Origin of the sequence: Marinobacter sp. CH_CUG1437-1, from assembly GCF_037029655.1 — a bacterium.
Classification (GTDB): Bacteria; Pseudomonadota; Gammaproteobacteria; order Pseudomonadales; family Oleiphilaceae; genus Marinobacter; species Marinobacter salsuginis.
Window position 1 is genome coordinate 277832 of the sequence record NZ_JAYMEW010000003.1, and the last position, 25540, is coordinate 303371.

Annotated in this window: 24 protein-coding genes and 1 pseudogene; 12 read left to right on the forward strand and 13 right to left on the reverse strand. The window is 57.8% G+C overall.

Features of this window, described 5'->3' with window-relative positions; translation table 11 throughout:
- The first annotated feature begins 138 nt into the window (after window positions 1-138).
- Both WA411_RS10090 and WA411_RS10095 read left to right on the forward strand, forming a co-directional pair.
- Window positions 139-624: a DUF3592 domain-containing protein gene (locus WA411_RS10090; protein ID WP_291906244.1), complete on the forward strand. Its 486-nt coding sequence runs from the start codon at window positions 139-141 to the stop codon at window positions 622-624.
- Window positions 625-760: 136 nt separating this feature from the next.
- A complete protein-coding gene (locus WA411_RS10095; RefSeq protein ID WP_291906242.1) occupies window positions 761-1459 on the forward strand; it encodes a crotonase/enoyl-CoA hydratase family protein in 699 nt (232 codons plus the stop codon).
- Window position 1460: 1 nt separating this feature from the next.
- Here the strand turns inward: WA411_RS10095 and WA411_RS10100 are convergent, their stop codons facing one another.
- The gene (locus WA411_RS10100) at window positions 1461-3662 is read right to left on the reverse strand and encodes a LemA family protein (protein WP_291906240.1); all 2202 of its coding nucleotides are present in this window, start codon (window positions 3660-3662) and stop codon (window positions 1461-1463) included.
- 160 nt (window positions 3663-3822) lie between these two features.
- Between WA411_RS10100 and WA411_RS10105 the strand changes: the two genes are divergently transcribed.
- The 4 genes from WA411_RS10105 to WA411_RS10120 all read left to right on the forward strand — a co-directional run bounded on the left by WA411_RS10105 (window position 3823) and on the right by WA411_RS10120 (window position 7263).
- Entirely contained in the window at window positions 3823-4854 is a 1032-nt protein-coding gene (locus tag WA411_RS10105) for a threonine aldolase family protein (protein WP_291906238.1), read from the forward strand.
- Window positions 4855-4928: 74 nt separating this feature from the next.
- Window positions 4929-5495: an elongation factor P-like protein EfpL gene (gene efpL, locus WA411_RS10110; protein ID WP_069182860.1), complete on the forward strand. Its 567-nt coding sequence runs from the start codon at window positions 4929-4931 to the stop codon at window positions 5493-5495.
- Between the two features lie 29 nt (window positions 5496-5524).
- Complete coding sequence (locus WA411_RS10115; RefSeq protein WP_291906236.1) at window positions 5525-6709, forward strand: YbfB/YjiJ family MFS transporter; 1185 nt, start codon at window positions 5525-5527, stop codon at window positions 6707-6709.
- 44 nt (window positions 6710-6753) lie between these two features.
- Complete coding sequence (locus WA411_RS10120; protein WP_291906234.1) at window positions 6754-7263, forward strand: acyl-CoA thioesterase; 510 nt, start codon at window positions 6754-6756, stop codon at window positions 7261-7263.
- 7 nt (window positions 7264-7270) lie between these two features.
- On the opposite strand, the gene paaX is transcribed toward WA411_RS10120, so the two are convergent.
- A complete protein-coding gene (gene paaX / locus WA411_RS10125) occupies window positions 7271-8239 on the reverse strand; it encodes a phenylacetic acid degradation operon negative regulatory protein PaaX (protein WP_291906232.1) in 969 nt (322 codons plus the stop codon).
- Between the two features lie 273 nt (window positions 8240-8512).
- On the opposite strand from paaX, the gene WA411_RS10130 reads away from it, so the two are divergent.
- The 6 genes and pseudogenes from WA411_RS10130 (at window position 8513) to WA411_RS10155 (ending at window position 13772) form a co-directional block, all read left to right on the forward strand.
- Complete coding sequence (locus tag WA411_RS10130) at window positions 8513-9670, forward strand: ABC transporter substrate-binding protein (protein ID WP_291906230.1); 1158 nt, start codon at window positions 8513-8515, stop codon at window positions 9668-9670.
- Window positions 9671-9752: 82 nt separating this feature from the next.
- Complete coding sequence (locus WA411_RS10135) at window positions 9753-10628, forward strand: branched-chain amino acid ABC transporter permease (RefSeq protein WP_291906228.1); 876 nt, start codon at window positions 9753-9755, stop codon at window positions 10626-10628.
- Window positions 10628-11635 carry a branched-chain amino acid ABC transporter permease gene (locus tag WA411_RS10140; protein WP_291906226.1) on the forward strand — a complete coding sequence of 336 codons (1008 nt, stop codon included), beginning with the start codon at window positions 10628-10630 and terminating at the stop codon, window positions 11633-11635. Before WA411_RS10135 ends, WA411_RS10140 begins: the two co-directional genes overlap by 1 nt.
- Entirely contained in the window at window positions 11632-12390 is a 759-nt protein-coding gene (locus WA411_RS10145; RefSeq protein ID WP_291906224.1) for an ABC transporter ATP-binding protein, read from the forward strand. Before WA411_RS10140 ends, WA411_RS10145 begins: the two co-directional genes overlap by 4 nt.
- Before the next feature lie 38 nt (window positions 12391-12428).
- Window positions 12429-12857, forward strand: a pseudogene (locus WA411_RS10150) (hemerythrin domain-containing protein); the annotation flags it as partial.
- Window positions 12858-13067: 210 nt separating this feature from the next.
- Window positions 13068-13772, forward strand: coding sequence for an ABC transporter ATP-binding protein (locus tag WA411_RS10155; RefSeq protein WP_291906677.1), 705 nt, complete (start codon window positions 13068-13070; stop codon window positions 13770-13772).
- Between the two features lie 121 nt (window positions 13773-13893).
- Here the strand turns inward: WA411_RS10155 and paaZ are convergent, their stop codons facing one another.
- The 11 genes from paaZ to paaG all read right to left on the reverse strand — a co-directional run bounded on the left by paaZ (window position 13894) and on the right by paaG (window position 25443).
- The gene (gene paaZ, locus WA411_RS10160; protein ID WP_291906222.1) at window positions 13894-15939 is read right to left on the reverse strand and encodes a phenylacetic acid degradation bifunctional protein PaaZ; all 2046 of its coding nucleotides are present in this window, start codon (window positions 15937-15939) and stop codon (window positions 13894-13896) included.
- 87 nt (window positions 15940-16026) lie between these two features.
- Window positions 16027-17106, reverse strand: coding sequence for a 1,2-phenylacetyl-CoA epoxidase subunit PaaE (gene paaE, locus WA411_RS10165; RefSeq protein WP_153633831.1), 1080 nt, complete (start codon window positions 17104-17106; stop codon window positions 16027-16029).
- Window positions 17107-17119: 13 nt separating this feature from the next.
- Window positions 17120-17689 carry a 1,2-phenylacetyl-CoA epoxidase subunit PaaD gene (gene paaD, locus WA411_RS10170; protein ID WP_069182870.1) on the reverse strand — a complete coding sequence of 190 codons (570 nt, stop codon included), beginning with the start codon at window positions 17687-17689 and terminating at the stop codon, window positions 17120-17122.
- Window positions 17673-18437, reverse strand: a complete 765-nt coding sequence (gene paaC, locus WA411_RS10175; RefSeq protein WP_136632167.1) for a 1,2-phenylacetyl-CoA epoxidase subunit PaaC — start codon at window positions 18435-18437, stop codon at window positions 17673-17675. Before paaC ends, paaD begins: the two co-directional genes overlap by 17 nt.
- Before the next feature lie 12 nt (window positions 18438-18449).
- Window positions 18450-18731 carry a 1,2-phenylacetyl-CoA epoxidase subunit PaaB gene (gene paaB, locus WA411_RS10180; protein ID WP_069182872.1) on the reverse strand — a complete coding sequence of 94 codons (282 nt, stop codon included), beginning with the start codon at window positions 18729-18731 and terminating at the stop codon, window positions 18450-18452.
- 17 nt (window positions 18732-18748) lie between these two features.
- A complete protein-coding gene (paaA, locus tag WA411_RS10185; protein ID WP_069182873.1) occupies window positions 18749-19741 on the reverse strand; it encodes a 1,2-phenylacetyl-CoA epoxidase subunit PaaA in 993 nt (330 codons plus the stop codon).
- A 328-nt stretch (window positions 19742-20069) separates the two neighbouring features.
- Window positions 20070-21380 (reverse strand): phenylacetate--CoA ligase PaaK, encoded by a 1311-nt coding sequence (gene paaK / locus WA411_RS10190; RefSeq protein ID WP_291906213.1) that lies wholly within the window; start codon window positions 21378-21380, stop codon window positions 20070-20072.
- 60 nt (window positions 21381-21440) lie between these two features.
- Entirely contained in the window at window positions 21441-22670 is a 1230-nt protein-coding gene (gene pcaF / locus WA411_RS10195) for a 3-oxoadipyl-CoA thiolase (RefSeq protein WP_418766810.1), read from the reverse strand.
- Between the two features lie 14 nt (window positions 22671-22684).
- Window positions 22685-23131: a hydroxyphenylacetyl-CoA thioesterase PaaI gene (gene paaI, locus WA411_RS10200; protein ID WP_222465100.1), complete on the reverse strand. Its 447-nt coding sequence runs from the start codon at window positions 23129-23131 to the stop codon at window positions 22685-22687.
- Window positions 23128-24648, reverse strand: coding sequence for a 3-hydroxyacyl-CoA dehydrogenase PaaH (gene paaH / locus WA411_RS10205; protein WP_291906208.1), 1521 nt, complete (start codon window positions 24646-24648; stop codon window positions 23128-23130). The genes paaI and paaH overlap by 4 nt, the downstream gene beginning before the upstream one ends.
- Window positions 24649-24651: 3 nt before the next feature.
- Window positions 24652-25443: a 2-(1,2-epoxy-1,2-dihydrophenyl)acetyl-CoA isomerase PaaG gene (paaG, locus tag WA411_RS10210; RefSeq protein WP_136632088.1), complete on the reverse strand. Its 792-nt coding sequence runs from the start codon at window positions 25441-25443 to the stop codon at window positions 24652-24654.
- Between the last annotated feature and the right edge of the window lie 97 nt (window positions 25444-25540).

A 25540-nucleotide genomic window follows, 5' to 3' on the forward strand; every position in this document is an offset into this window, starting at 1 on the left:
TCTGAATGTTCGCTTTGCGACCGTTGCGTGAGTTTAGTCATGGCGAAATAATCACGCTCAGCATCAAAAAATCTATTCTTCCCCCTCAAAAAGATAAAGAGAATAGGCAGGCCATCCTCAACCAAAAGAGCAAACCGCGTGGAATACCTGATTACGATGTGGGAGCTGGCTAGAGCAGGTGAAAAGCAGGGTGTCATGTTTTTCATTGCGCTCTACTGCTTTTTGATCATGAGCATTTCGCTCTTCGGCCAGTTGCGTATGAGGCAGTGGCCTTCAGTCACAGGCAAATTACTGGACGGAGGCACCCGCACCTTTGGTGGAAGTGATCGATATGATGCTGATACGCGTTATGTTGTCAGCGCCCTCTATGAATATGAGGTTCACGGCAAAAGGTATCAAGGCAAACGTGTTTCACCTTGGATCTTCGTCACCAATCGAAACGCCAGGGGTATTCTCGAGCACCAGTTTAAAAGCGTGGATCGGCAGGGGGACTTGGTTAAGATTTTCTATAACCCGAACAATCCCAAGAAAAGCACGCTGTTGAAACCCGGTAAATTCGGACTCGGCGTATCTCTTACGATTTGGATCGGCCCGCTGCTTACCTACCTTGCCTCCTATCATTGAACCCTGAGAATAGATCTGACAGTTGCAACTAACTAAGAAGACTAATTGATGTTGAATCTTGGGCTCGTGTGCCACACAATCAGGTTCAGTGAAGTAAACAAACACTCACTTTAATTCCGGTAGAGAGGTAGTACAGGTGACTGAGCTGGTAAGTTATGAACTGAAAGACGGTGTCGCTACGATTGCCATCAGCAATGGCAAGGCCAACGCCCTGAGCCATGAGGTGTTCGAGGGGCTCAATGCCGCGCTGGATCGGGCGGAGCAGGACAAGGCCGTTGTGATCCTGACTGGCCAGCCTGGCGTTTTCTCTGCCGGCTATGATCTGAAAGAAATGCAGAAAGGCCCCAAAGAGGCCGCCACGCTGGTCAAGACTGGCTCCACCTTTACCCGTCGACTGGCGGCGTTCCCCTTGCCCATTATTGGTGCCTGTAGCGGCCACGCCATTGCCAAGGGTGCCTTCATTCTGCTGTCAGTGGATCACCGCATTGGTATTGAGGGGCCCTTCAAACTCGGCCTGAACGAGGTTGCAATCGGCATGACCATGCACCACGCCGGGATCGAAATTGCCCGCCATCGACTGGCGCCTGCGCACTTCTATCGCTCGGTCGTGAACGCGGAGATCTACGACCCCCAAGGAGCTGTAGAGGCAGGCTTCCTGGATGAGGTGGTTGCCCAGGACAAACTGGTTGAGCGAGCCACCGAGCTGGCGCTCCACTTCAAGACCCTGAACATGCGCGCTCATCGTGAAACCAAGGTAAAGGCCAAGGCGGACTATCTGGCGCTGCTGGATCGTTGCATCGAGCAGGACGCCGAGCACCTCGGCCTGAACGGCTAGTTCAGGCTTCGGAACCAAACTGGGCTGCTTCGCGAAAACGGAACAGCTTGGTAAGGATTACGTCGGGGAAGGACTGAATCCGCGTGTTGTAGATCATGGCGCTCTCGGTGTAGCTGTTTCGCAGTAGCGAAAGATAGTTTTCCGTCTCTGCCATGATCGACATGAATTTCTGAATCACCTCATTGTTCTTCAGGTCCGGATAGCCTTCGATCCGGGCCTGAAGTGCGTTGGTTACCTTCCTCTCGAACTGGATCAGCTTGTCTGCCTGCCCGCTCGAATTCATCTCGGCGGGGTCGGCATTACGCAGCTGGGCAATGGCTTTCAGCAGTTGTTTTTCATGGGCCAGAGACGCCTTTACGACTTTCTCCAGGTTGGGCCACAGGTCATGGCGTTGCTGGAGAATGGTATCGATATTGGCGGCTGCTCGATCAACGCGGTTTTTCAGAAAAACAATGTCGTTGTAGTGCAGGATGCCGGTGTAAATTAGCAGTACAAACGGTACCGTCAGCGCTGACAGAATCAGGTTGTCCGGGCTGAAACCGCCGTCTGCCGCAAACAGGGCAGTGGTGGCGAACAGGAACAGGCCGAGGGTCAGGGCAATGCCCGCAAACCCCCGTGCGCCGCGGTCCAGCACAATGTCCTCTTCTTCGTTGCCACTGATCAGGAAGGGTGACGCTTCATCCTTCTGAATTGTGAGTCGGTCCGGCCTGTCGCGGTCCAGTCCGGCAAAGCCCAGGCAATAGACGTTCACGAAGGTGTCGAGGAAACGCACGCTGTAACGCCTGTCGCCCTCGCGTTCTGAATGGTATTGGGGGTATTCGATCTTTGCTCCGTCAGGCTGCACGAGAACTTTCCCCTCAATGTCCTCAAGCCAGAAAGGCACGCTTTCCTGACGGTGCTCTATCACATGCCATTTTTCGTTTTTTCCGGAGCCACGCTTCTCTTCTACCTTGTAATAGAAGGCCACGCATTTTTCGTTTTTCAGTGGGTCACGAAGAGGCGGGTGGTCATCATCAACATCCACCATGGCCTTGAGCTCAGAGAGACCAAAACTGAGCCCGCGGGTGCTGCTGGTATGAACCGCCTCAATCAGGCGCTTGAATTTGACGGTCCGGATCGACAACCACAAGAGCAAGAGGGCAGCAATAATGCTGGCTGCTGCCAGCCCCCGGCTGGTCCAGGCGTGCTGATATCGGCCTTCGGGCTGGCTGGCCACGATAGATTGGGCCATGTTTGCTGTCCTTTCATCCAGCTCGGGAACGGGCAGGCGATTCTGGACCACGCTCCGGAACATCCAGCGATCCAGCCAGCCACTGGTGCTCTGGCGGATCAGTTGCTGCAGTGCGGCCACGTCGGCAAGCACCAGTGGCTCGGAGCTGGCTGCATCCAGCTGTTGATAGCGGGTTTCATACAAATCGGCGATGGCCGACCATTCCTGCCGGAGCTTGTTGATGCCAAGCACTGATAGAGTTCCTGACACCGCAAACGTCATCACCAGGACGTAGACCCAGAATCGGTGAATCTTTACGAGGGGCAGCAGTAGCGCAACGCCCAGCGCCAGCAGGCCGGTTGCGATGGAAATGCGGATGGCAGCTTCGAAGAACCTGTCGCCACTGTCTGCGGCCAGGGTATTCCTGGAGACCATAGCGGGCAGACTGAAATCATCCAGGCCTGCAAAGCTGATGGACGAAGTATTGCTATCGTATTGGCCTATTACTCTCGCTGTGTGGCCCGGAACGAGGGCCCACTCCGAATAGATTCGCCGACCGGATTGCTGGCGATAGGTCCGCTCCAAGACCCACTCCGCGGCCCCAAGATTGCCGCCCGCTGCCACAGTGACCGATCCGGTCTGGTCCCTGAGCAGGAAATTGCCGCCACGAGCGCCCGAATCCAGGGTGCGGATGCGCAAATCACCGTCGGAATCGCGATATTCTTCCTCCAGTTTGTAGCGATAGTAGACCGCCTTGGTTTTGGAATAGGGCGTATTGAGCGTTCCCAGCTGGTCCGTGACATCGCCTGCGACCACGTATGGGCCCGTGGTCAAACCGCCGATGGGTGTCTCAGGTAGCCGTTCCAGTTGCCGCGCCTCGGTGAGCTGGCTAAGGCCTGTCGTCATCGCGTAGTAGCTGCCGGCCAGGCAGACGACTGCAATGATGGCGGTAATGATCCGGCCGGGAATACTGGCGATGTTGAAGCGCCTCATGGCGGGAGTGCCCCTGTGCTACTGGCTTTAAGGGGCAAGAGTATAAAGTATCCGGCTTCGTCATACTGCCAATCCAGTGGCAACTGGGTATCGGCAAGTTGGCAACTGCTGGCGGTTGCTATAACGTAAAAGGCTTTCCTTTCAGATTTCAGGAGCGGTTGTGTCCCAGTCCGAGCAGTTTGCCAGCGACAACTACAGCGGTGTTTGCCCACAGGCCTGGAAGGCCATGGAAGCGGCCAACCGCATGGATGAACCCGCATACGGCGAGGACAGCTGGACGCAAAAAGCGGCGGATGGTCTGAGAAAGCTGTTCGATACCGACTGTGACGTTTACTTTGTGTTCAACGGCACCGCCGCCAACTCTCTGGCCCTGGCGTCGATTGGCCAGTCATTCCACAGCGTGATCTGCCATGAGCTTGCGCACATCGAGACCGATGAATGCGGCGGCCCGGAGTATGCGTCCAACGGTGCCAAGCTGCTTCTGGGGCAGGGTGAAAACGGCAAGCTTACGCCGGAGAGTATCGAACACCTGGTCACCAAACGGACTGACATTCACTACCCCAAGCCCAAGGCGCTCAGTCTCACTCAAGCCACGGAAGTGGGCACGGTGTATACGCCCGAGGAACTCAGGGTTATTCGAGAGGTTGCTGATCGCCACAGGCTTAATATCCATATGGACGGTGCCCGCTTCGCCAATGCGGTGGCAGCGCTGGATGTGCACCCGTCCGAGATTACCTGGAAGGCCGGTGTCGACGTTCTTTGTTTTTCGGGCACCAAGAATGGTCTGGCGCTTGGCGAGGCAGTGGTGTTTTTCAACCGTTCTCTGGCGGAGGACTTCGAATGGCGCTGCAAGCAGGCCGGCCAGCTGGCCTCGAAGATGCGCTATATCTCGGCACCCTGGTGCGGGCTTCTGGAAGGCGATGTTTGGTTGGAGAATGCCCGCCATGCCAATGCCTGTGCACAGCGTCTTGCCGAGGGTTTGGAAGGGCTTCCCGGTATCCGGTTACGCTATCCGAGGCAGGTGAACGGTGTTTTTGTGGAAATGCCGGACCCCTTGCAGGCGGCACTGCGGGCCAAAGGCTGGCGGTTTTATAACTTTATAGGCGGCAGTGCCCGCCTGATGTGTTCCTGGGCTACGAGCACTGAACAGGTCGACCGTTTCCTGTCGGATGTACGAGCCTTCGTGAGCTAAGAGCTATCGATTCCGGGGCGAAGTCGTGGTATATCAGCAGCCCCGAAACCCCAATTTTTACGGAACCAGAAGACATGCCCAGAGCCAGTGAAATCAAAAAGAATTCCGCCGTTGAATACGATGGTCGGGTGTATTTTGTGAAGGATATCGAGCGTTCAGTGCCTCAGGGCCGTGCTGGCGGCAGTCTCTACCGCATGCGCATGTATGATGTGGTCACCGGCCAGAAGCTTGACGAGACCTTCAAGGATTCCGACATGCTCAACCTGGCCGATCTCACCCGTCGGGAAGTCACCTTCTCCTACGCTGATGGCGATGAGTATGTGTTCATGGATACCGAAGACTTCACACAGTACAGCCTGAATCGTGAAGCCATCGCCGACGAGTTGTTGTTCATCTCCGAGGACACTCAGGGCGTGATGGTCATCCTGTTGAAGGATGCTCCGGTTGCACTGGCACTGCCGCCGACGGTTGAGCTGGTGATTGACGAAACAGATCCGTCTGTCAAAGGCGGCTCGGCGACAGCCAGAACCAAGCCCGCCCGTTTTGCCACGGGCCTGGTTGTTCAGGTTCCCGAGCACATTTCCACAGGAGATCGCATTCGCATTAACGTGGAGGAGCGCAAGTTCCTTGGCCGCGCCTGATTTGAAGACACTCTGAAGTAAGGACACCCGTGAAGCCGATTGAAACCATAAAGGTGCTGGTCGCCAGCGTCATTGCTGTTGTGGTGATGGTGGGTATTGCCCGCTTTTCCTACACACCCATGATCCCGGAAATGGTCGCGGCACTGGGGCTAAGCAAATCCGTTGTTGGGATGCTGGCAACGGTGAACTACGCCGGCTACCTGACTGGCGCAGTGCTCATCACCCGCATCAGCGACCTCGGTCTCAAGGTAAGGCTTTACCAGCTAGGGCTGGTGGTTGCCGTGGTTTCGACGGTTCTCATGGGGTACACCACCAATGTGTGGCTGTGGTTCATCCTGCGTTTCATCTCCGGCCTGAGCACCTCCGCGGGCATGTTGCTTGGCGCCGGCCTGCTGATGAGCTGGTTGATCAAGCACAACCAGAAGTCCGAGCTTGGGGTGTTCTTTTCCGGTATCGGCCTCGGGATTGTCCTGACCGCCGTTACCGCGGAGCTGATCAAGGATCCGTTTACCTGGGATCAGCAGTGGGTAATCTACGGCCTCGTGGCCCTTGCGCTTTTAGTGCCTGCCTGGCGCTGGATGCCGGACTATAGGGCCTGTGCCTTGCCGAAAACAGGTGCGGCCAAAACAGGTGATGAACGCAGCCGGTTCATACGGATCCTCCAGCTAGCGTATTTCTGCGCCGGCGTGGGCTATGTGGTCACGGCCACCTTCCTGGTAGCCATTGCAGAATCCATGCCCGAGCTTCAGGGGCAGGGCTGGCTGGTCTGGCTGATCGCCGGTCTTGCGGCCACCCCCGCCTGCTGGTTGTGGGACGTGTTCTCCCGCCGCTGGGGGCAGTGGCTGGCCTTGTATCTCGCTTACATCCTGAACTCCGTCAGCATCCTGATGCTGATCGTGAACACCAGCCTCGCCAGTGTGATGCTCAGTTCGGTTATTTACGGCGCGAGCTTTATCGGTATTGTCAGCATGATGCTGGCAATGGTGGGGCGGGTGTTCCCGGAAAATCCATCACGCCCCATGAGCCGGCTCACGTTCAGCTATGGCATTGCACAGATGGTGGCGCCGGCGGTGGTTGGCTATCTCGCCGACGTGGAGGGCAACTACACCAACGGTCTGTGGCTGACGCTGGTGGTGATGGCGTTGGGGGTAGTTATGCTTCACCTGGCGAGGCGCGCGCAGCAGCGTCAGGGCGAAGCCGCGATAGCGGGTTGAATTGATTCCGCAATCGAATGTCACTCGAAGAGGAAAAGGAAATCATGCCAGGAAAGCCTTCAAAGCCCGTATCAGCATCGGCTATTGAGAAGCACGTTTACAAGGTGTTTCCGAACGACATGAATTCCCACAACACGGTGTTCGGCGGCATGATCATGGCGAAGTGCGACCGGCTGGCTCTGGTGGTTGCGGAGCGCCATTCCGCCCATGTTTGTGTGACGGCTGCCGTGGATTCAATCCATTTCAGGGCGCCGGCAAAGGGAAACGATACGCTGTTATTCAGTCTTTCGCTGAACCGGAGCTGGGGCTCTTCCATGGAAATCGGTGCGAGGGTGGAGGCCGAAAACAGCTACACCGGCGACACCCGGCATATTCTTTCGGCCTTTTTCACCTTTGTTGCACTGGACGACAATGACAGTCCGGTGGACGTGCCAGAAGTGATTCCAGAGACGGCCGAACAGAAACGCCGCTTCAAGAATGCGGAAATCCGTCGCGAGGGGCGTTTGGCAACCAGAGAACAGCTCTCGTCCGCTGACGGGCAATCCTCTGATTAGCCCTGGTTTATAGCACTTCCGGTTCTGTTCTGGGTTCTGTCGTGGGCGCGGTGTCTCTCAATCCGCCGAAACGCTTGTAGAACTTTTCGCCAGGACCGGGAAGGGGGCCAGAGGCGTTTTCGAGGTTTTCGTCGAGCCACTGCTCGGCGCGTGCGTAGATCTGCCGGTACAGGTTGCGACACAGCTGTTTGGCACTGCGTCCTTCCCAGTCGCCGGGCAGTAGTTCATCCGGCAACAGCGGATCCCGCAGCAGGATCTTGCGGTATTCGTGGATCAGGAGTACCCGGAGAATAAGGCATTCCTCGGTGCTCAGTGTGTCCTCAGACTGAAGCTCCCGCCACAGCGGACGGAATTGGCTCAGGAATCGACGGTACCGACCGCCCAGCTCTTCAAGGTTCCAGCTCTCCCGAACCTGCAGTCTCAGCGCCTTTGGGCTCTTCTGCTCCATGGGCATGGTCTGCATGACGATGGTGTCCTCCAGGGCGCCCCATTCCTGGAGCATTGGTATGAGCTCGCTTCGCGTGAACCGTGGGTGCTCCATCAGGCCCGGAGCCATGCTGCCGAAACTCAACCACTTGAGTTCTTCCCGGACTTTCTGCCTCAGCTCCGGGGACAGCTGGTTCAGATACACCAGGCACCAGCTCCCGCTCCACTCCTCGGTGTCCAGGTTATAGACGTGCTGGAAAGCCTGCTCGAACCGGCGCAGGCCAGGTCCCGTGAGGCTGTAGTAACTGCAGCGCCCCACCTTTTCTGTCTGCAACCAGGATTCCTGAACCAGGCGATACACCGACGTGCGTACCAGTCGTTGACTGATGCCCATGGGTTCAACCAGCTTCATCAGGCTTCCCAGCCAGACATTGCCACCCCGGGGAACAATGGCATCGCCATAGATGGTAATGATGAGGGAGCCTGCGCGCAGCGGCCGCTTCTTCTGGAAATTCTTGACGAGCAATTCTAGCTGGCTTTTTGCAGTCATGGCCTGAGTTCGCAAATAAGAATCAATGAAACACGTTGCACGTATTATGCGGTTCTTACGTGTCAGGTAAAGGCTTGTCTTTCTATTTACCGCGCTGGCACGTTGCGCCAGTGTCGGCTTTACTGAAAGAGCTGTGGCCGAGTGCCGTGAAATCGGTTGACACGAGAGTTATGATACAATAACTTCGTTTGATATTCGTCAATGGTATCGAATTATACCGGGAGCGAAGACACAAAAACTCAAGCCCCTGCACAATTCGGGAGAACAAAAACAATGTTTAAAACAGTGATTCGTCGCGCAGGAAAATGCGCAGCCGTTGCAGCCGCCAGTCTCATGATGATGAGCGCCCAGGCAGCTGATCCCATCAGGATCGGATCGTTCCTGTCCGTCACAGGGCCGGCATCCTTCCTTGGTGATCCCGAGCTGAAAACGCTCGAAATGTACGTTGAAAAAATCAATGAAGAAGGTGGTGTCCTTGGTCGTCAGCTCGAGCTGATCCACTACGACGACGTTGGTAACGCCTCTTCGGCCCGTAATTTCGCCAGCCGTCTTATCCGTTCTGACCGGGTGGACATCATCGTTGGCGGAAGTACCACAGGCGCAACCATGGCGGCCGTTCCGCTCGTTGAGCAGGCGGGCGTACCGTTTATCTCCCTGGCCGGTGCTGTCGTTATTACCAATCCTGTCAAGAAGTGGGTCTTCAAGACGCCCCAGACCGATCGCATGGCGGCTGAGCGTATCCTTGCAGACATGAAAGACCGCGGTATTACCAAGTTTGGCCTCATTTCCGGTACCGGCGGGTTCGGCAGCTCCGGCCGCACCCAGACTCTGGAAGTCGCCGAGCAGATGGGCATGGAAGTAGTGGCCGATGAGACCTACAGCGGATCTGATACAGACATGACCGCCCAGCTGACCAATATCCGTAACACAAGTGGTGTGCAAGCGGTCCTGAACTTCGGTTTCGGTCAGGGTCCGGCCATCGTGACTCGCAACTATGCCCAGCTGGGCATGGAACTTCCGTTCTACCAGTCTCACGGTGTTGCATCTGACAGCTTCCTGGAGCTGGCTGGTTCTTCTGCAGAAGGTCTGCGTTTGCCTGCTTCCCCGCTGCTGGTTCCGGATTCCCTGCCGGATGATGATCCCCAGAAAGAAGTGGTTCAGAACTACAAGGCTGAATACGAGGCCCGTTGGGATTCCAGGGTATCCACCTTCGGTGCCTACGCCTACGACGGCCTGATGCTGGCAGTTCGTGCGATGGAAGAAGCCGGTTCTACCGATCCGGAAGCTGTTCGCAACGCGCTGGAAAACATCAATGGCTATGTTGGCGTAACCGGTGTGTTCAACATGTCACCGGAAGACCACAACGGCCTTGATCCGGAATCCTTCCGCATTCTGGAAGTCCAGAACGGCGAATGGAAGCTGATTAACTGATACTCCTTTAACCTGTCTCGCGGCTGGCGATGCTCCTCCCCCTGGGGCAATCGCCAGCCGATGTTCGACCGGAACCACCGCTATGCTCGCAGAATTCTTACAGTACCTGTTCACCGGGATTACTATCGGTGCGACCTACGCCCTGATAGCCCTCGGCTTTACGCTGATCTATAACGCCAGTCACGTCATCAACTTCGCCCAGGGCGAGTTCCTGATGATTGGAGGCATGGCCACGGTTTCCCTGACGGCCATGGGTGTGCCCATGATTCTCGCAGTCGTGTTGGCTGTGATTCTGGCCGGCATCCTCGGCATTGCCCTGCAACGTTTCGCGATTGCGCCGGCCAAGCAGGCCGATGTTGTAACCCTTATTATTATCACCATCGGTGCGTCGATCTTCATTCGTGGTATTGCCCAGATTGTCTGGGGCAAGGAATACCATGTGATGCAGAATTTCAGCACCGACCAGCCCATCGAGGTGTTTGGAGCGGTGTTGAACAGCCAGAGCCTTTGGGTACTCGGAATAGGTGCGATCCTGGTGGTAGGCCTGGTGCTGTTCTTTACCAAGACATTGATTGGTAAAGCTATTCTGGCTACTTCCATGAACAAGGAAGCTGCACGACTCGTTGGTATCCGGACCCAGATGGTTCTCATGCTGGCGTTTATGGTGTCAGCACTATTGGGTTCGGTGGCCGGAATCGTGGTGGCACCGATTACGTTTACTTCCTACGACATCGGTATCATTCTCGGGCTGAAAGGATTTGTCGCCGCTGCGATTGGCGGTCTGGGCAGCGGTGTCGGTGCGGTTGTCGGCGGTCTGTCTCTCGGTATCGTTGAAGCCATGGCGGCCGGCTACATCTCATCCGATTACAAGGATGCCGTGGCATTCTCCATGATCCTGTTGGTGCTCTTCTTCATGCCCCGTGGATTGTTCGGTGCCAAGGTAGTGGAGCGCGTCTGATGTTGAATACGTTTATGCAGTCGCGTCTCCGGGGGCTGATTATTCTTGCCCTGATTCTTGTCATTCTTCCCGCATTTCTGGGCAACCCGTTCCATTACGAGCTGGTTACCCAGATGGCGATCATTGCCGCTACGGTGGTTGGTCTTAATCTGCTGGTGGGCTTTGCTGGCCAGATCAGTCTTGGCCACGCCGGTTTCTTCGGGCTGGGCGCTTACTTTACCGGTATCGCGACCGGCACCTATGGCTGGTCTTCGGTGCCCGCACTGGTGGTGGGTGCCATTGCTGTGGGCGCTATTGCCTGGATTGTCGGTCGTCCGATTCTGCGCTTGAAGGGCCACTATCTTTCCATGGCCACCCTCGCGGTGGGCTTCATTATTGCCATCATCCTCAACAACGAGCGGGCGCTGACGGGCGGGCCAGACGGCATGCCTGTGCCGGCGTTTGAGGTGTTCGGCTGGCAACTCAGCACTTTCGGCAGCTATTCGCTGTTTGGAATGGAGATTGAAGGCTTCCAGGCCTGGTATATCTTTGCCAGCGTTGTGCTTCTGGTGGCGGTCTGGTTTGCCCTGAACCTCATCGAGTCACCCATTGGCCGGGCGTTGCGTTCGGTTCATGGCTCGGAAGTAGCTGCCAGTGTTGTCGGTGTGAACACAGCGAAGTACAAAAGCCTGGTGTTCGTGATTTCTGCGATTTACGCCAGTCTCATGGGTAGCCTGTATGCCCATTTCCAGGGCTTCATAACGCCCGCAGTAGCAAGTTTCGAATTCTCAATCCTTTTCATCACCATGGTTGTACTGGGTGGCATGGGATCGACTTTCGGAGTGATTCTCGGTGCCGTGGTGCTGAAATTGCTGCCCCAGGTTCTGGCGGATTTCCAGGAGCTGGAACACGTGATGTTTGGCCTGATCCTGATGCTTACGATGATTTTTATGCCCAAGGGGCTGCTCCCGACTCTGAACGCTTTTGTTTCCAAGAAGATGCGGAAAAAAGCCGGAGGTGAGGCATGACAGCACTTGTTGAGGTCAAAGGGCTGGATAAAGCCTTTGGTGGTGTGCATGCGGTCGAGGGTGTCAGCTTCTCTGTGGAAGCCGGGCAGGTCTATTCCGTCATCGGTCCCAACGGTGCCGGCAAGACAACTCTGTTCAACCTGATCACCGGCCTTTATACGCCAACCAAGGGTGAGATCCTGCTGAACGGTGAAAGCACCGCAAAACTGGAGCCGAATGAGCTGGCTGAGCGGGGCATGTGCCGCACCTTCCAGCAGATGCAGATCTGCATGAACATGACCGCCATCGAAAACGTGATGCTGGGTCGACACCTGCAGCTCAAGAGCAATCTGTTTACCACGCTGTTCCGTTTGCCTTCCCTGCGCCGCAACGAAGCGGCGGCTCGCAAGCGTGCGGCGGAACTCATGGAATATGTAGGATGCGGTGACTACCTTGATGCCGAAGCCTCGGCGATGTCCTATGGCGCGCTGAAGCGTTTGGAGATTGCCCGGGCACTGGCGGCAGAACCCAAGGTAATTCTATTGGACGAGCCGGCAGCCGGTTTGAACGCGGTTGAAACCGCTGCGCTGGAAGAACTGATCCGGAAGATTGCAGATCAGGGCACCACGGTAATGCTGGTTGAGCACGACATGAAACTGGTAATGGGGATATCCGACCGGTTGCTGGTGCTTAACTACGGCCGTGTTCTGGCTGAAGGAACCCCCGAGGAAATCCGCCAGAACCCGGATGTTATCGCCGCCTACCTGGGTGGCTGAGCAAGGAGACATTTCACATGAGCGAGCAAAATACTGAAATGGCGCCTGCCCAGTCACGCAGCGAGCAGGCCGTACGGATTATTGTTCATGAACACCAGGCACTGTGGCGGATTCTGGATCTGCTGGACCAGTTGCTGAGTGATATGAACCTCAACGATCAGCGCCCGGATGAGCGGCTGCTGACCACCATTTTCGATTACATTCAGCACTTCTCCCAGAGGGTCCACAGCACGCCCACGGACATCGAGCTTTACAAGCGGCTCAGTGAGAAGTCCCCCGAGACAGCGCCCCTGCTGGAGAAGCTGGCGAAGGGCTATGTCATTGGTCATGAAAAGCTGGTGGAACTCCGCCGTTTGCTGACTGACTGCGAACAAAACTGGCCGGAGGGCCGAGAGGAGTTCAGTCATGCCCTGGCGCGCTTTACCGAAGCCCTGCGCAAGCATATCCGCAAGGAAGAGGGCGTGGTCATTCCGCGGGCCCGTAAACTGCTGACCGAAGAAGACTGGCAGCAGATCATTGAAGCGCGGGATGTTGAAAATGATCCGCTGTTCGGTGAGCGGGTCCGGGAAGAGTTCCGGGAGTTGCGGCACCAGATTGTCAGCTACACCCCGGAGAAGTTCGGCGGACTGGGGCTCAAGCACGCGGACCGGGTGACAGCTCCTCACGCCAAAGAGGAAATGCTGTCCATCAAGGGGCTGGTGACGTCCTACGGTCAGATCGAAGTTCTGCACGATGTGGATATTCACATCAACAGCGGTGAGATCGTGTCACTTGTTGGTGCCAACGGTGCCGGCAAATCCACCCTGCTGATGACCATTTCCGGTCTGCAGCCCACTGACCGCGGTGCTATCACCTTCGAGGGCAAGGATCTGTCCAGGATCAGTGCCGATCAGCGAGTGGCTGAAGGCATTGTTCAGGTGCCCGAGGGCCGGCAGGTTTTCAAGGACCTGAGTGTGCACGATAACCTGCTGTTGGGTGCCTACACCCGGGGCAAAACCCCCGAGGTGATGGACGATCTGGAACGGATGTATACCAAGTTCCCGATACTGCGCCAGAAACGCCATAACCTGGCGGGTGAACTCTCCGGTGGTCAGCAGCAGATGCTGGCTATGGGGCGCGCCCTGATGGCCAAGCCGAGGCTGCTGCTTCTGGATGAGCCCAGTATGGGGCTGGCGCCACTGATCATTGAGGAGATCTTTAACATCGTTAAAGAGCTCAAGGAAGAGGGTATCACCATCTTCCTGGTGGAGCAGAATGCGTCCCAGGCGCTGGCGCTGGCCGATCGCGGCTATGTGCTGGAGACCGGCAAGGTGGTTATTGAAGGCTCCGGCCGTGAACTACTCAGCAACGAGAAGGTCCGGGAGGCCTACCTGGGCGTGTAACCGCCAGGCATTTTCTTCTGACCAATAAAAGGGGGACAGGTCTTGCGACCTGTCCCCCTTTTATTTGCCTGACGCTTTCTCCCTGGGGTCCAGGACAGGGAGAAAGCAGGGAAGCCCGGTGTTACTCGGGCTTCTTGGCAACCAGTGTCAGGATGTCGTAGCTAGCAACCAGCTCGTCGTTCTGGTTGGTCACCTGGACGTCCCATACCACCACACCCTGGGGGTGGCCGTCGGGGGATGTCCGACCCTGATCGATCTTGCGCTTGCAGGTCAGCCTCGCCCGGATGGTATCTCCCGGCGCAACCGGCTCAATGAACCGCAGTGTATCCAGGCCGTAGTTCGCCAGGACCGGGCCTTCGCCCGGGGAAACGAACAGGCCGGCCGCGGCCGACAGTACGAAGTAACCGTGGGCGATGCGTTTGCCGAACTGGGATTCCCGGGCGGCAAGTTCATCGAAATGCATGTAGAAATGGTCACCGGAGAGGCAGCCGAAGTTCACGATGTCTGCTTCGGTCACCGTACGACGATGAGTCAGCAGAGACTCGTTGATCTGCAGGTCCTCGAAATGGCGACGGAACGGGTGTACTTCGGTTTCGATAACGTCTGCGCCACGCACATACTCACGGGTAACCGCTGCGAGCATGGTCGGGGAGCCCTGGATCGCGGTGCGCTGCAGGTAATGGTGTACCGCACGGATACCGCCCAGTTCCTCACCGCCGCCGGCACGACCGGGGCCACCATGCTTGAGCATCGGCAGGGGGGAACCGTGGCCAGTGGACTCTTTCGCCGCTTCGGCATCCAGGAGGTGCAGACGGCCGTGGAACGCAGCCAGTAGAGGCGCAACCTTGCCGGCAATGGCGGGATCGCGGGTGGTGATCGTGGTAACCAGTGAGCCGCGACCCTTGGAGCACAGCTCAACGGCATCCTCGATGGTGTCGTAAGGAATCACCGTAGCCACGGGGCCGAACGCTTCAATGTCGTGAGCACCACAACCGTTTTCCGGGTTACGGCACAGCAGCAGGTGCGGCTCGATGAAAGCGCCCTTCTCGGTGCCTTCGCCGGTGGCCTTGAAGCTTCCGTCACCACCGATAACCAGCTCGCTGGTCTTGAGCAGTTCCTGGATATTGGCTTTTACATCTTCTAGCTGGTCGATGGAGGCCAGTGCACCCATGCGAACGCCTTCTACAGAGGGATCGCCAACAGTAACCTTTGACAGGCGCTCTTTGAGCTTGTCGCAGATCGCATCGACCTGGCCTTTTGGAACCAGAATACGACGGATAGCGGTACACTTCTGACCGGCCTTGGCGGTCATCTCGCGGCCCACTTCCTTTACGAAGACATCGAATTCGTCGTGCTCGGGGGTCACGTCCGGGGCGAGGATTGCACTGTTCAGGGAGTCCGCCTCGGCGTTGAACGGAATCGAACGGTTGATGATGTTCGGGTGGTTACGAAGCTTGCGCGCGGTGGCGGCGGAGCCGGTGAAGGTCACCACGTCCTGCTCTTCCAGGTGGTCAAACAGGTCGCCGGTGCTGCCGATGATCAACTGCAGGCTGCCTTCCGGAAGCGCGCCGGATTCGTGCATCAGGCGGACGGCCAGTTCGGTTACATAGCAGGTAGAGGTGGCTGGCTTAACGATGGACGGCATGCCCGCCAGGAAGGTGGGCGCGAACTTCTCCAACATGCCCCACACCGGGAAGTTGTAGGCGTCAATGTGAACCGCCACGCCACCACGGGGAACCAGAATGTGGGTACCGGCAAAGTGGTTGTTCTTGCCCAGCGGAGTTACTGGCCCCTCGTGAACCACGTTGCCTGACGGCAGTTCGCGCCGGCCCATGCTGGCGTAGGAGAACAGGGTGCCGAAACCGCCATCAATATCGATACCGTTATCGCCCTTGGTGGAACCGGTATGCATCGACAGGGCGTAGAGTTCTTTCTTGTGCTCCTGGAGGTACAGCGCCATGGCCTTCAGGGCCAGGGCGCGCTCCTGGAAATCCATCGCCATCAGGTTCTTGCCGCCTACCTTGCGGCCATACTCAACGGCGTTCTTGAAATCGAGGGTGTCGTCGTGGGTATGGGCGACGATTTCGCCGTTAACGGCGCTTGGCAGAGCCTTGGCAGGCTTTTCACCGACCCACTGGCCGGCAATAAAACTTTTCAGGACTGACATGGGAAACTCCATTCGTTTCTGAAACGCGAAGGCAAGTCCCGCTGCTGCGGGACTTGCCTTGCACTGGTCTTGTTCTGGGGGTGGAAACTACATCTCGTCGTAGTCCAGAACCACCTTGTCGCTGATCGGGTAGCACTGGCAGGAAAGCACGTAACCGGCTTCCACCTCGTAGTCTTCCAGAGCAAAGTTCTGGTCCATCTCCACTTCGCCTTCCACGACCTTGGCGCGGCACGTGGAGCAGACGCCGGCTTTGCACGAGTACGGCAGATCGGCGCCTTCTTCGTTTCCGGCATCAAGAATGCTCTTGGTATCGCGCACCAGTGGGAAGGTCAGGGAGCGGCCATCGGCGATCACGGTCACTTCGCTGATTGACTGGGGATCGACGTGAGCCGGATCCCGGTCTTTCCGGGACTGTGGTACACCGCCGGCGGGGGTGAACAGTTCAAAGTGGATCTTGCTCTTTTCCATGCCGTGCTTGAGCAGTGAGTCACGCACGGTTTCGGTCATCATCTGCGGGCCACAGATAAACGCTGCGGTCAGTTCCTTGGCGTCAATCCAGTGGTCGAACAGCTTGTCGCATTTCTCGTGATCAATGCGGCCGTTGTAGAGGTCAATGTCCTGCTCTTCACGGGTGAAGATGTACACCAGGTTCAGGCGGGACATGTACTCGTTCTTCAGGTCCTGGAGTTCGTCACGGAACATGGTGCTGCTGGTAGCCTTGTTGCCGTAGAACAGGGTGACCTCGCTCTTGGGCTCGGTCTCCAGAGTGGTCTTCACGATCGACAGGATCGGGGTAATGCCACTGCCAGCAGCAACGGCCAGGTAATTACCTTCGCGTTCCGGGTCCAGATCGATGGAGAAATGGCCCTGGGGAGGCATGACTTCGAGAGTCTGGCCGGGCTTGAGCTGCTCGTTGGCGAACGTGGAGAAGCGACCGCCGGGAACCTGTTTGACCGCAATGCGCAGTTCCTGATCGTTGACGCTGCGGCAGATCGAGTAGGAGCGGCGCACTTCCTCGCCATCCAGCTTGGTGCGCACGATCAGGTGCTGGCCCTGCTGGTAATGAAATTTGTCTGCCAGATCTTCCGGCACGTCAAAAGCTAGTGATACGGCGTTTCTTGTTTCAGGTCTGACCTCTTTGAGGGTCAGTGAGTAAAATTTGTTCATGATCGTATCGGCTCTAGATGCATTTGAAATAGTCGAAGGGCTCGAGGCATTCCTTGCAACGGTAAAGGGCTTTACAGGCGGTGGATCCGAACTCGCTGACCCGTTCGGTGTCCTTGCTGCCGCAGTGTGGGCAGGCAATCACCTCCGGTTCCCCGAGCAGGCTCATCTTGCTGGAGCTGCCCTCGGGTGGCGCGATGCCAAAGGCCCGAAGCTTCTCTTTGCCTTCGTCTGTGATCCAGTCGGTGGTCCAGGCAGGGGTCAGCACCTGATTGATTTTCGGATCCCGGAAGCCTGCAGCGCGCAGGGCTTCAGCGATCAGTTCTTCAATCAGTTCAGTGGCCGGGCACCCGGAGTAGGTCGGGGTCACGTCGATGGACAGCTCTTTGCCATCCCAGTGAACCGCCCGGACAATGCCGAGCTCCACGACACTGACTGCCGGCACTTCGGGGTCTTTGACCTCCTCAAGAAGTGCCCAGATGTCGTCTTCTGTCAGCAGATCGGGGCGGGCGTTGGCCGGCACCCGATCGCTGGCAATCAGAATGTCGACAGCTGACCGGCTGTCTGAATCACCATGTTGTGGCATCGGGATAGGCCCTCTGCAGGAACTGCATTTCTGCCAGGATGAAGCCAAGGTGCTCGGTGTGCTCGCCGTGCTTGCCGCCCATGTACATCCAGGCGTCTTCTGCGCCCGGTGTCAGGGTTGCCTGGGTAAGCACCTCATTGACCATGCCGCGCCAGTCTTTGGCCAGCTGGTCAGGATCCGGGCCAATGCCCGCCTCGGCCATCAAACGATCGGTGTCGTCCGGAGTGATCAGTTCACCGGTGAAGCGCCAGAGAATATCAACGGCATCCTGCATGCGGCGATGGCTTTCTTCGGTGCCGTCGCCAAGACGCTTCACCCACTCCGAGGAGCGACGCAGGTGATAGGTCACCTCTTTCAGCGACTTGGCAGCGATGCCGGCAATGCGCTCATCACTCGACTCGGTCAGGCTCTTGAGCGTGAAGTAGTGGTACACGTCGAAGAAGAACTGACGGCCCATGGTGACGGCGTAATCCTCGTTGGGCTGCTCGGTGAGCAGCAGGTTACGGTAGTCGTGGGCATCGCGACGGAAGCAAAGCTTGTCGGCATCGCGGCCATCATTGATCAGCTCAGCGGCGTACTCGTACCAGTTGCGGGCCTGGCCGACGAGGTCGAGGGCAACGTTCATCAATGCCATCTCTTCCTCAAGTGCCGGGGCCTTGCCGCAAAGTTCGCACAGCCGCTGGCCCAGGATCATGTCGGAGTCTGCCAGGCGCAGCAGGTATTCCTGTAATGCTTCTGCTTGTGTCATGGGTACCGCTCCTTACATGTGTCCGACTTCATCGGGCAGCTTGTAGAAGGAAGCGTGCCGGTAAACCTTGTCTTCCGACGGATCGAAAAGCACTTCCTTCTCGTCGGACGCGGACGCCGTGATGGTGTCGGAGGGCACAACCCAGATGCTTACGCCTTCGTTGCGGCGTGTGTACAGGTCACGGGCGTTCTCCATGGCCATCTCGGCGTCAGCAGCGTGAACGCTGCCAACGTGTTTGTGGTTCAGACCGTGCTTGGATCTCACGAAAACTTCGTAAAGGCGCCATTCAGCCATGTTCTATTCCTCCGGTATCAAGCGGCTTGCGCGCGCTGTTTTTGTTTTTCGGCGTAGGCGACGGCCGCTTCACGGACCCATGCGCCGCCATCAATCGCGTTCTTGCGAGTCTTGATGCGCTCGCGGTTGCAGGGACCATTGCCCTTGAGAACGTCATAGAATTCCTGCCAGTTGATTTCACCGAAATCATAGTGGCCGGTTTCTTCATTCCATTTCAGGTCCGGATCCGGTGCGGTGCAGCCAAGGAACTCGAGCTGCGGCACGGTCTGGTCAATAAACATCTGGCGCAGTTCGTCGTTGCTCTTGCGCTTGATCTTCCAGGCCATGGACTGCTGTGAGTTCGGGGATTCATCATCGTGTGGTCCGAACATCATCAGGGCCGGCCACCACAGACGGTTGATGGCGTCCTGAACCATGGCTTTTTGCTCTTCGGTGCCTTCGCGCATCATGTCCAGCAGGATCTGGTAACCCTGACGCTGGTGGAAGCTCTCTTCCTTACAGATGCGGATCATGGCGCGGGAGTAGGGGCCGTAGGAGGTCCGCTGCAGCACCACCTGGTTCACGATGGCGGCGCCATCCACCAGCCAGCCGACAGCACCCATATCGGCCCAGTTCAGGGTCGGATAGTTGAAGATGCTGGAGTACTTGGCTTTGCCCTGATGCAGCTTCTCGATCTCTTCGTCACGGTCGGCGCCCAGGGTTTCCATGGCGCTGTACAGGTACAGGCCGTGGCCCGCTTCGTCCTGAATCTTGGCCATCAGCTGGAGCTTGCGCTTGAGGGTCGGCGCACGGGTTACCCAGTTGCCTTCCGGCAGCATGCCAACCACTTCCGAGTGGGCGTGCTGGGAAATCTGGCGAATGAGGGTCTTCCGGTAGCCTTCCGGCATCCAGTTCTTGGGTTCGATTTTGGTTTCGGCGTCGACCTTTTCCTGAAACTCGCGCTCTTCAGGCGACATCTCTTCTTTGGTCTTCAGGCGCTTGGCGCCGGTTTCAACGAGCTGGGCGTACATAAACAAATACCTCCGGATCGGGCTTGTTGTTCTGTTGTCCGTGAACAAGAGAGACCTCAGTGACGGCTGAGGGTCAATATGTCCATATTATATGATACTGAATAAATATCAAGAACTGCCTTTGTGTGTCATGTTATATCTAAAAGCTTCCTTAAAGAATCCTATAGTGCTGATTTGCATAATAAAAAATATGATACGTGTGAAAATGCTATTGAGATCAGCGAACGGAAAGTGAAATTAAATCGACGATTATGTGCAGGAGAAGGCAGGAAAGGGCGAGAGAGCCAGCCGCAATGGCTGCGGTCTGGCTCTCTGTCTGGCTGGGGACTTACTTGTTCCGGCGGTCGAAGACCCGCTTGGCCTTGCCTTCTGAGCGGGCCAGACGATTGGTTTCCACCACTTCAACACGGGTGCTGATGCCGATGTAGGACTTGATGTGGTGTGTCAGTTCCTTGGCCGCTGCGGCGCGACTTTCGGGGGTGTCCGTCGCGCCCGGTTGCAGCTCGGCCCGGATATCCACACAGTCCAGGTTGCCTTCCTTGTAAACCTCGATCTCGTAGTGGGGCGCCAGCGCGTCGCACTTCAGTACCTGCTCCTCGATCTGGCTCGGGAACACGTTCACGCCACGAATAATCAGCATGTCGTCGCTGCGACCGGTGATCTTGTCGATCCGGCGCATCGGGCGGGCGGTGCCCGGCAACAGGCGCGTGAGATCCCGGGTGCGGTAACGCAGAATCGGCAGGGCCACCTTGGTCAGTGAGGTAAAGACCAGCTCGCCGTATTCACCGTCTGGCAGTACTTCGCCGGTATCCGGGTTGATGATTTCCGGGTAGAAGTGGTCTTCCCAGATGGTGGGGCCATCTTTCGTTTCAATGCACTCCATGCCCACACCGGGACCCATGACTTCAGAGAGGCCATAGATATCCAGTGCCTCGATGCCAAGGCGCTCTTCGATCTCGGTGCGCATGGCGTTGGTCCAGGGCTCTGCGCCGAAAATACCAAGGCGCAGAGGCAGCTTGTGGGGATCGATACCCTGGCGTTCCATCTCATCGGCAATGTTCAGCATGTAGGACGGAGTGACCATGATGATGTCTGGCTCGAAGTCCTTGATCAGTTGTACCTGCTTCTCAGTCTGGCCACCGGACATGGGGATGACGGTGCAGCCCAGGCGCTCCGCGCCGTAATGGGCGCCCAGGCCACCGGTGAACAGGCCATAGCCATAGGAAACATGTACCTTGTCACCCCGGTAGCCGCCGCCGGCCCGGATGGAACGGGCGACAATGTCGGCCCAGGTGTTGATGTCGCTCTGGGTGTAACCAACCACGGTTGGCTTGCCGGTGGTACCACTGGAAGCGTGCACCCGAACCACATCCGACATGGGTGTGGCAAACATGCCAAATGGGTAGTTGTCGCGCAGATCCGCCTTGGTGGTAAATGGCACCTTGGCCAGATCGTCCAGCGAGTTGATGTCCATGGGCTTCAGGCCGATGTCATCAAACGCTTTGCGGTAGAACGGCACGTTGGTGTAAGCATGGACCACACTCCAGCGCAGGCGTTGCAGCTGTTCGTGGCGCAGCTCATCGATGCTGGCGGTTTCCATGCGGTCAAGTTTGCCAAGTTTTTGCAGTGGTAAGGTCATGAGTCTGTCCTGCGTTGTTCTTGTCGAGTAATGGTCTTAGTTCAGTTCCGCACGGTGGCCTCAGGCCACCGCATCCGTCCGCTCAATGATCAGGGCGATTCCCTGGCCAACACCGATGCACATGGTGCACAGGGCATACCGGGCTTTCTGGCCCGCGGCGTGGCGGCGTTCCAGTTCGTTCAGGGCGGTAGTGACCAGCCGGGCACCGCTCATGCCCAGAGGATGGCCCAGGGCAATGGCGCCACCGTTCGGGTTCACGTGCTCGGCATCATCCGGCAGGCCGAGGTCCCGGGTAACTGCCAGGGCCTGGGCGGCAAACGCCTCGTTCAGCTCGATCACATCCATATCCGCCAGTTCCAGGCCGGCCGTGGCCAGAACCTTGCGGGTGGCGGGAGCCGGGCCAAAGCCCATGATCCGGGGCTCCACGCCGGCCGTTGACATGGCAACGATTCGAGCGCGGGGTTTAAGGTTGTATTGCTCGAGAGCATCGGCTCCGGCCAGCAGCAGTGCGCAGGCGCCGTCGTTCACGCCGGACGCGTTACCGGCGGTGACTGTGCCGTTTTCACGGAACGGGGTCGGCAGCGAGGCCAGCTTTTCAAGGCTGGTTTCCCGGGGGTGCTCATCAGTATCCACCACCAGTGGGTCTTGCTTGCGACGGGGAATCGTGACCGGTGTGATCTCCGTAGCGAATCGGCCATCCTTTTGGGCGGCCGCTGTGCGCTGCTGGCTGCGCAGGGCAAAGGCGTCCTGATCTTCCCGCGAAATGCCGAAATCGGCCGCCACGTTCTCGGCGGTTTCGGGCATGGAATCGATGCCGTATTGCTTTTTCAGGACCGGGTTTACAAAACGCCAGCCGATGGTGGTGTCAAAAATCTCCGCCTTGCGGCTGAACGCGGACTCGGCCTTGCCCATAACGAAGGGAGCCCGAGACATGGATTCGACGCCGCCGGCAATCATCAGCTGGGTTTCGCCAGTACGGATGGCCCGGGCGGCGCTGCCCACTGCATCCATGCCGGAACCGCAGAGGCGGTTGATGGTGCTGCCCGGCACGTCTACCGGCAGGCCTGCCAGCAGCAGGGACATACGGGCAACGTCGCGGTTGTCTTCGCCGGCCTGGTTGGCACAGCCGTAGAGAACGTCGTCAACTTTCGACCAGTCCAGGTCGGGATGACGCTCGGTCAGCGCCTTGATGGGGATGGCGCCCAGGTCGTCTGCACGCACTGCGGAGAGAGCGCCGCCATAACGACCGATGGGGGTGCGAATGGCATCGACGATGTAAGCGTCTTTCAAGGTGTTGTCGGTGCTCATGCAGTTTCCTCCGAGTTGCGAACGGTGCCACGAACCTCGTAGGAGCGGCCCCGGAACAGGGCAACCTTGCGGCCGTCCTGGTTAGTGAGTGTGATGTCGTAAACGCCGGTGCGGCCGCCGCGGGCCTGTTCTTCGGCGGTGGCGGTCAGCTGGTCGCCCTCTTTGGCGCCGTACATGTAATCAATGCTGCAACCGGAAGCCACGGTGGCCCGGTCGTAACTGTTACAGGCAAAGGCAAATGCTGAATCAGCCAGGGTAAACAGATAGCCGCCGTGGCAGGAGCCGTGGCCCTGGATCATGTCACCGGTCACGGTCATGGTGAGAACCGCTTTGCCGGGGCCGATAGATTCAATGTTCATGCCCAGCTTCTGGCTGGCGCGGTCCCGCGCGAACATGGCTTTCGCGCATTCTTCGGCGAGTACTTGCGGGTCCATCTCGCTCATGAATAAAACCCCTTTTGTGCAAATGCGTTCTTACGGAGCAGCAGGGCAGGGCGATAGCGGTCCTCTGCGTAGCTGTTCTGGATGTTGGTGAGCACCTTGAACACGTGCCCGGCGCCAAGACGGTCGCTCCAGCTCAGGGGACCGTCGGGATAATTCAGGCCAGCTTTCATGGCCAGGTCGATATCGGCGACTGTCGCGACACCGTGCAGGGCGGCATCGGCGGCTTCGTTGGCCAGCATGGCAACGGTCCGCATGATTACCAGACCGGGACGATCAGCTATCAGGCTGACGTCGATACCCGCTTTCTGCAGTAAAGCACAGGCACAGGAAACCGCTGCCTCGGACGTCTGGTCGGCGGGCGCCAGGGCGAGCCTGGTTGCTTTGCTGTAATCAAAAGCCAGGTCGAACAGCACCAGATTGGCGATACCATCGGTGGCCGCGCGCTCGGTTGCCATTCTTCCGTCGGTGAGCGCCAGTACGGCATCGCCGAATCGAATCTGGCCCGGGCCGTCGCGCTCGATAATGGTCAGGCCGGCAGCCTTCAGTCGCTCAAGCAGCGGTGCAGCGACACCGGGATTGCCTTCGGCGATGACCACGGATTCATCGGATTGATGTGCCGGCTCGGTCTTTGGTTGCGGCTTCTCCGCATTCTCGCCATAGGGATAGAAACCATGGCCGCTCTTGCGTCCCAGGCGACCGGCTTCCACCAGTTCTTTCTGGATCAGTGAAGGCAGAAAGCGCGGGTCCTGGTAATAGGAATTGAACACAGAGTTGGTAACCGCGTAATTGACGTCGTGTCCGATCAGGTCGGTCAGCTCAAACGCACCCATGCGGAACTGGCCCGCTTCGCGGATGATGGCATCCAGCGTGGCGGCATCGGTGGCCTGCTCCTGGAGCAGGCGAAGGCTCTCTGCGTAAAACGGACGGGCTACGCGGTTGACGATAAAGCCGGGAGTCGATGTCGCATAAACCGGCTTCTTGCCCCAGGCAGTTGCCGTGGCATGGATGGTGTCGGCAACGGCTTTGCTGGTGGCCAGACCCATAACGACCTCAACCAATGCCATAAGGGGCGCCGGATTAAAGAAGTGCATACCCACCAGGCGTTCGGGTTTGTTCATTTCAGCGCCGAGGGCGGTCACTGAAATGGAGGAGGTGTTGGTGGCCAGGATCGCATCGCCGGCACACAGGTCTTCAAGATTGGCCAGCAACTGACGTTTGATCTGAAGGTCTTCGATGATGGCCTCGATCACCAGTCCGGCATCGGCTACTTGATCCAATTTCGCGACTGGTTGAATCCGGCCGATCACATCATCCAGCTCCTGCTGCTGCATCTTGCCCTTGTCGACGCGACGCTGGAGCTGTTTGGCGATACCGTCACGTCCGGCTTCGGCTGCGCCTTCTCTCTGATCGTGCAGGTAAACCTGATGGCCAGCCTGTGCGGCCACCTGGGCAATGCCAGAGCCCATGGCTCCGGCCCCAACGACGGCAACTTTGGTTTGGGTGTCCAGTGCCGGCATGGCTTATTTCCCCTTGAAGTTCGGAGTGCGTTTTTCCATGAAGGCGGCAACGCCTTCACGGTAGTCTTCGGTCTGTCCAGCCATGCGCTGCAGATCGCGCTCCAGGTTGATCTGCTCTTCGAACGTGTTGCTGGCGCTGGCATGCAGTGCCCGTTTTATCAGTGCGAGGCCCTTGGTCGGTTGGGTCGCAAAATGACGGGCCAGTTTCATGGTTTCGTCCATGAGCTGCTCGTTGTCGACACAGCGCCAGATCATGCCCCAGTTTTCGGCCTGTTCTGCACTGATCTTGTCGCCCAGAAGCGCCATGCCTTTGGCACGGGCCATGCCCGCCACGCGGGGCAGCGTCCAGGTGCCGCCGGAATCAGGTACCAGCCCCAGTTTGCAGAAGGCCTGAACAAAATTGGCTGAGCGGGCGGCGAGGGTGATGTCGCAGGCCAGGGCAATGTTGGCGCCTGCGCCAGCAGCTACACCGTTCACGGCACACAGAACGGGCATTGGCAGATCCCGCAGGCTGCGCATCAGCGGGTTGTAGTAGTTCTCAAGGGAAGCGCCGAGGTCCGGCATTTCCTGATCCGGAGAGACGCTGCGGTCGGAGAGGTCCTGACCCGCGCAAAAGCCCCGGCCAGAGCCGGTGATGACCAGTACCCGGACAGACTCATCCTTGCGCACGGTGCTGATGGCATCGCGCATGCGTTCGTGCATTTCGACATTGAAACTGTTCAGGTTGTCCGGACGGTTCAGGGTAAGCAGAGCCACGCCCTGATCGATTTCAAGAAGAATGCTCGGCTGAGTCATGGCGGTGTTGTCCTGTTGTTTGTTGTAGGGGGATAGCGTGAAAGGTGTCCTTGATCGGCACGGTGCTATCGATCGTGGAAAATGAGTATATCTTAGA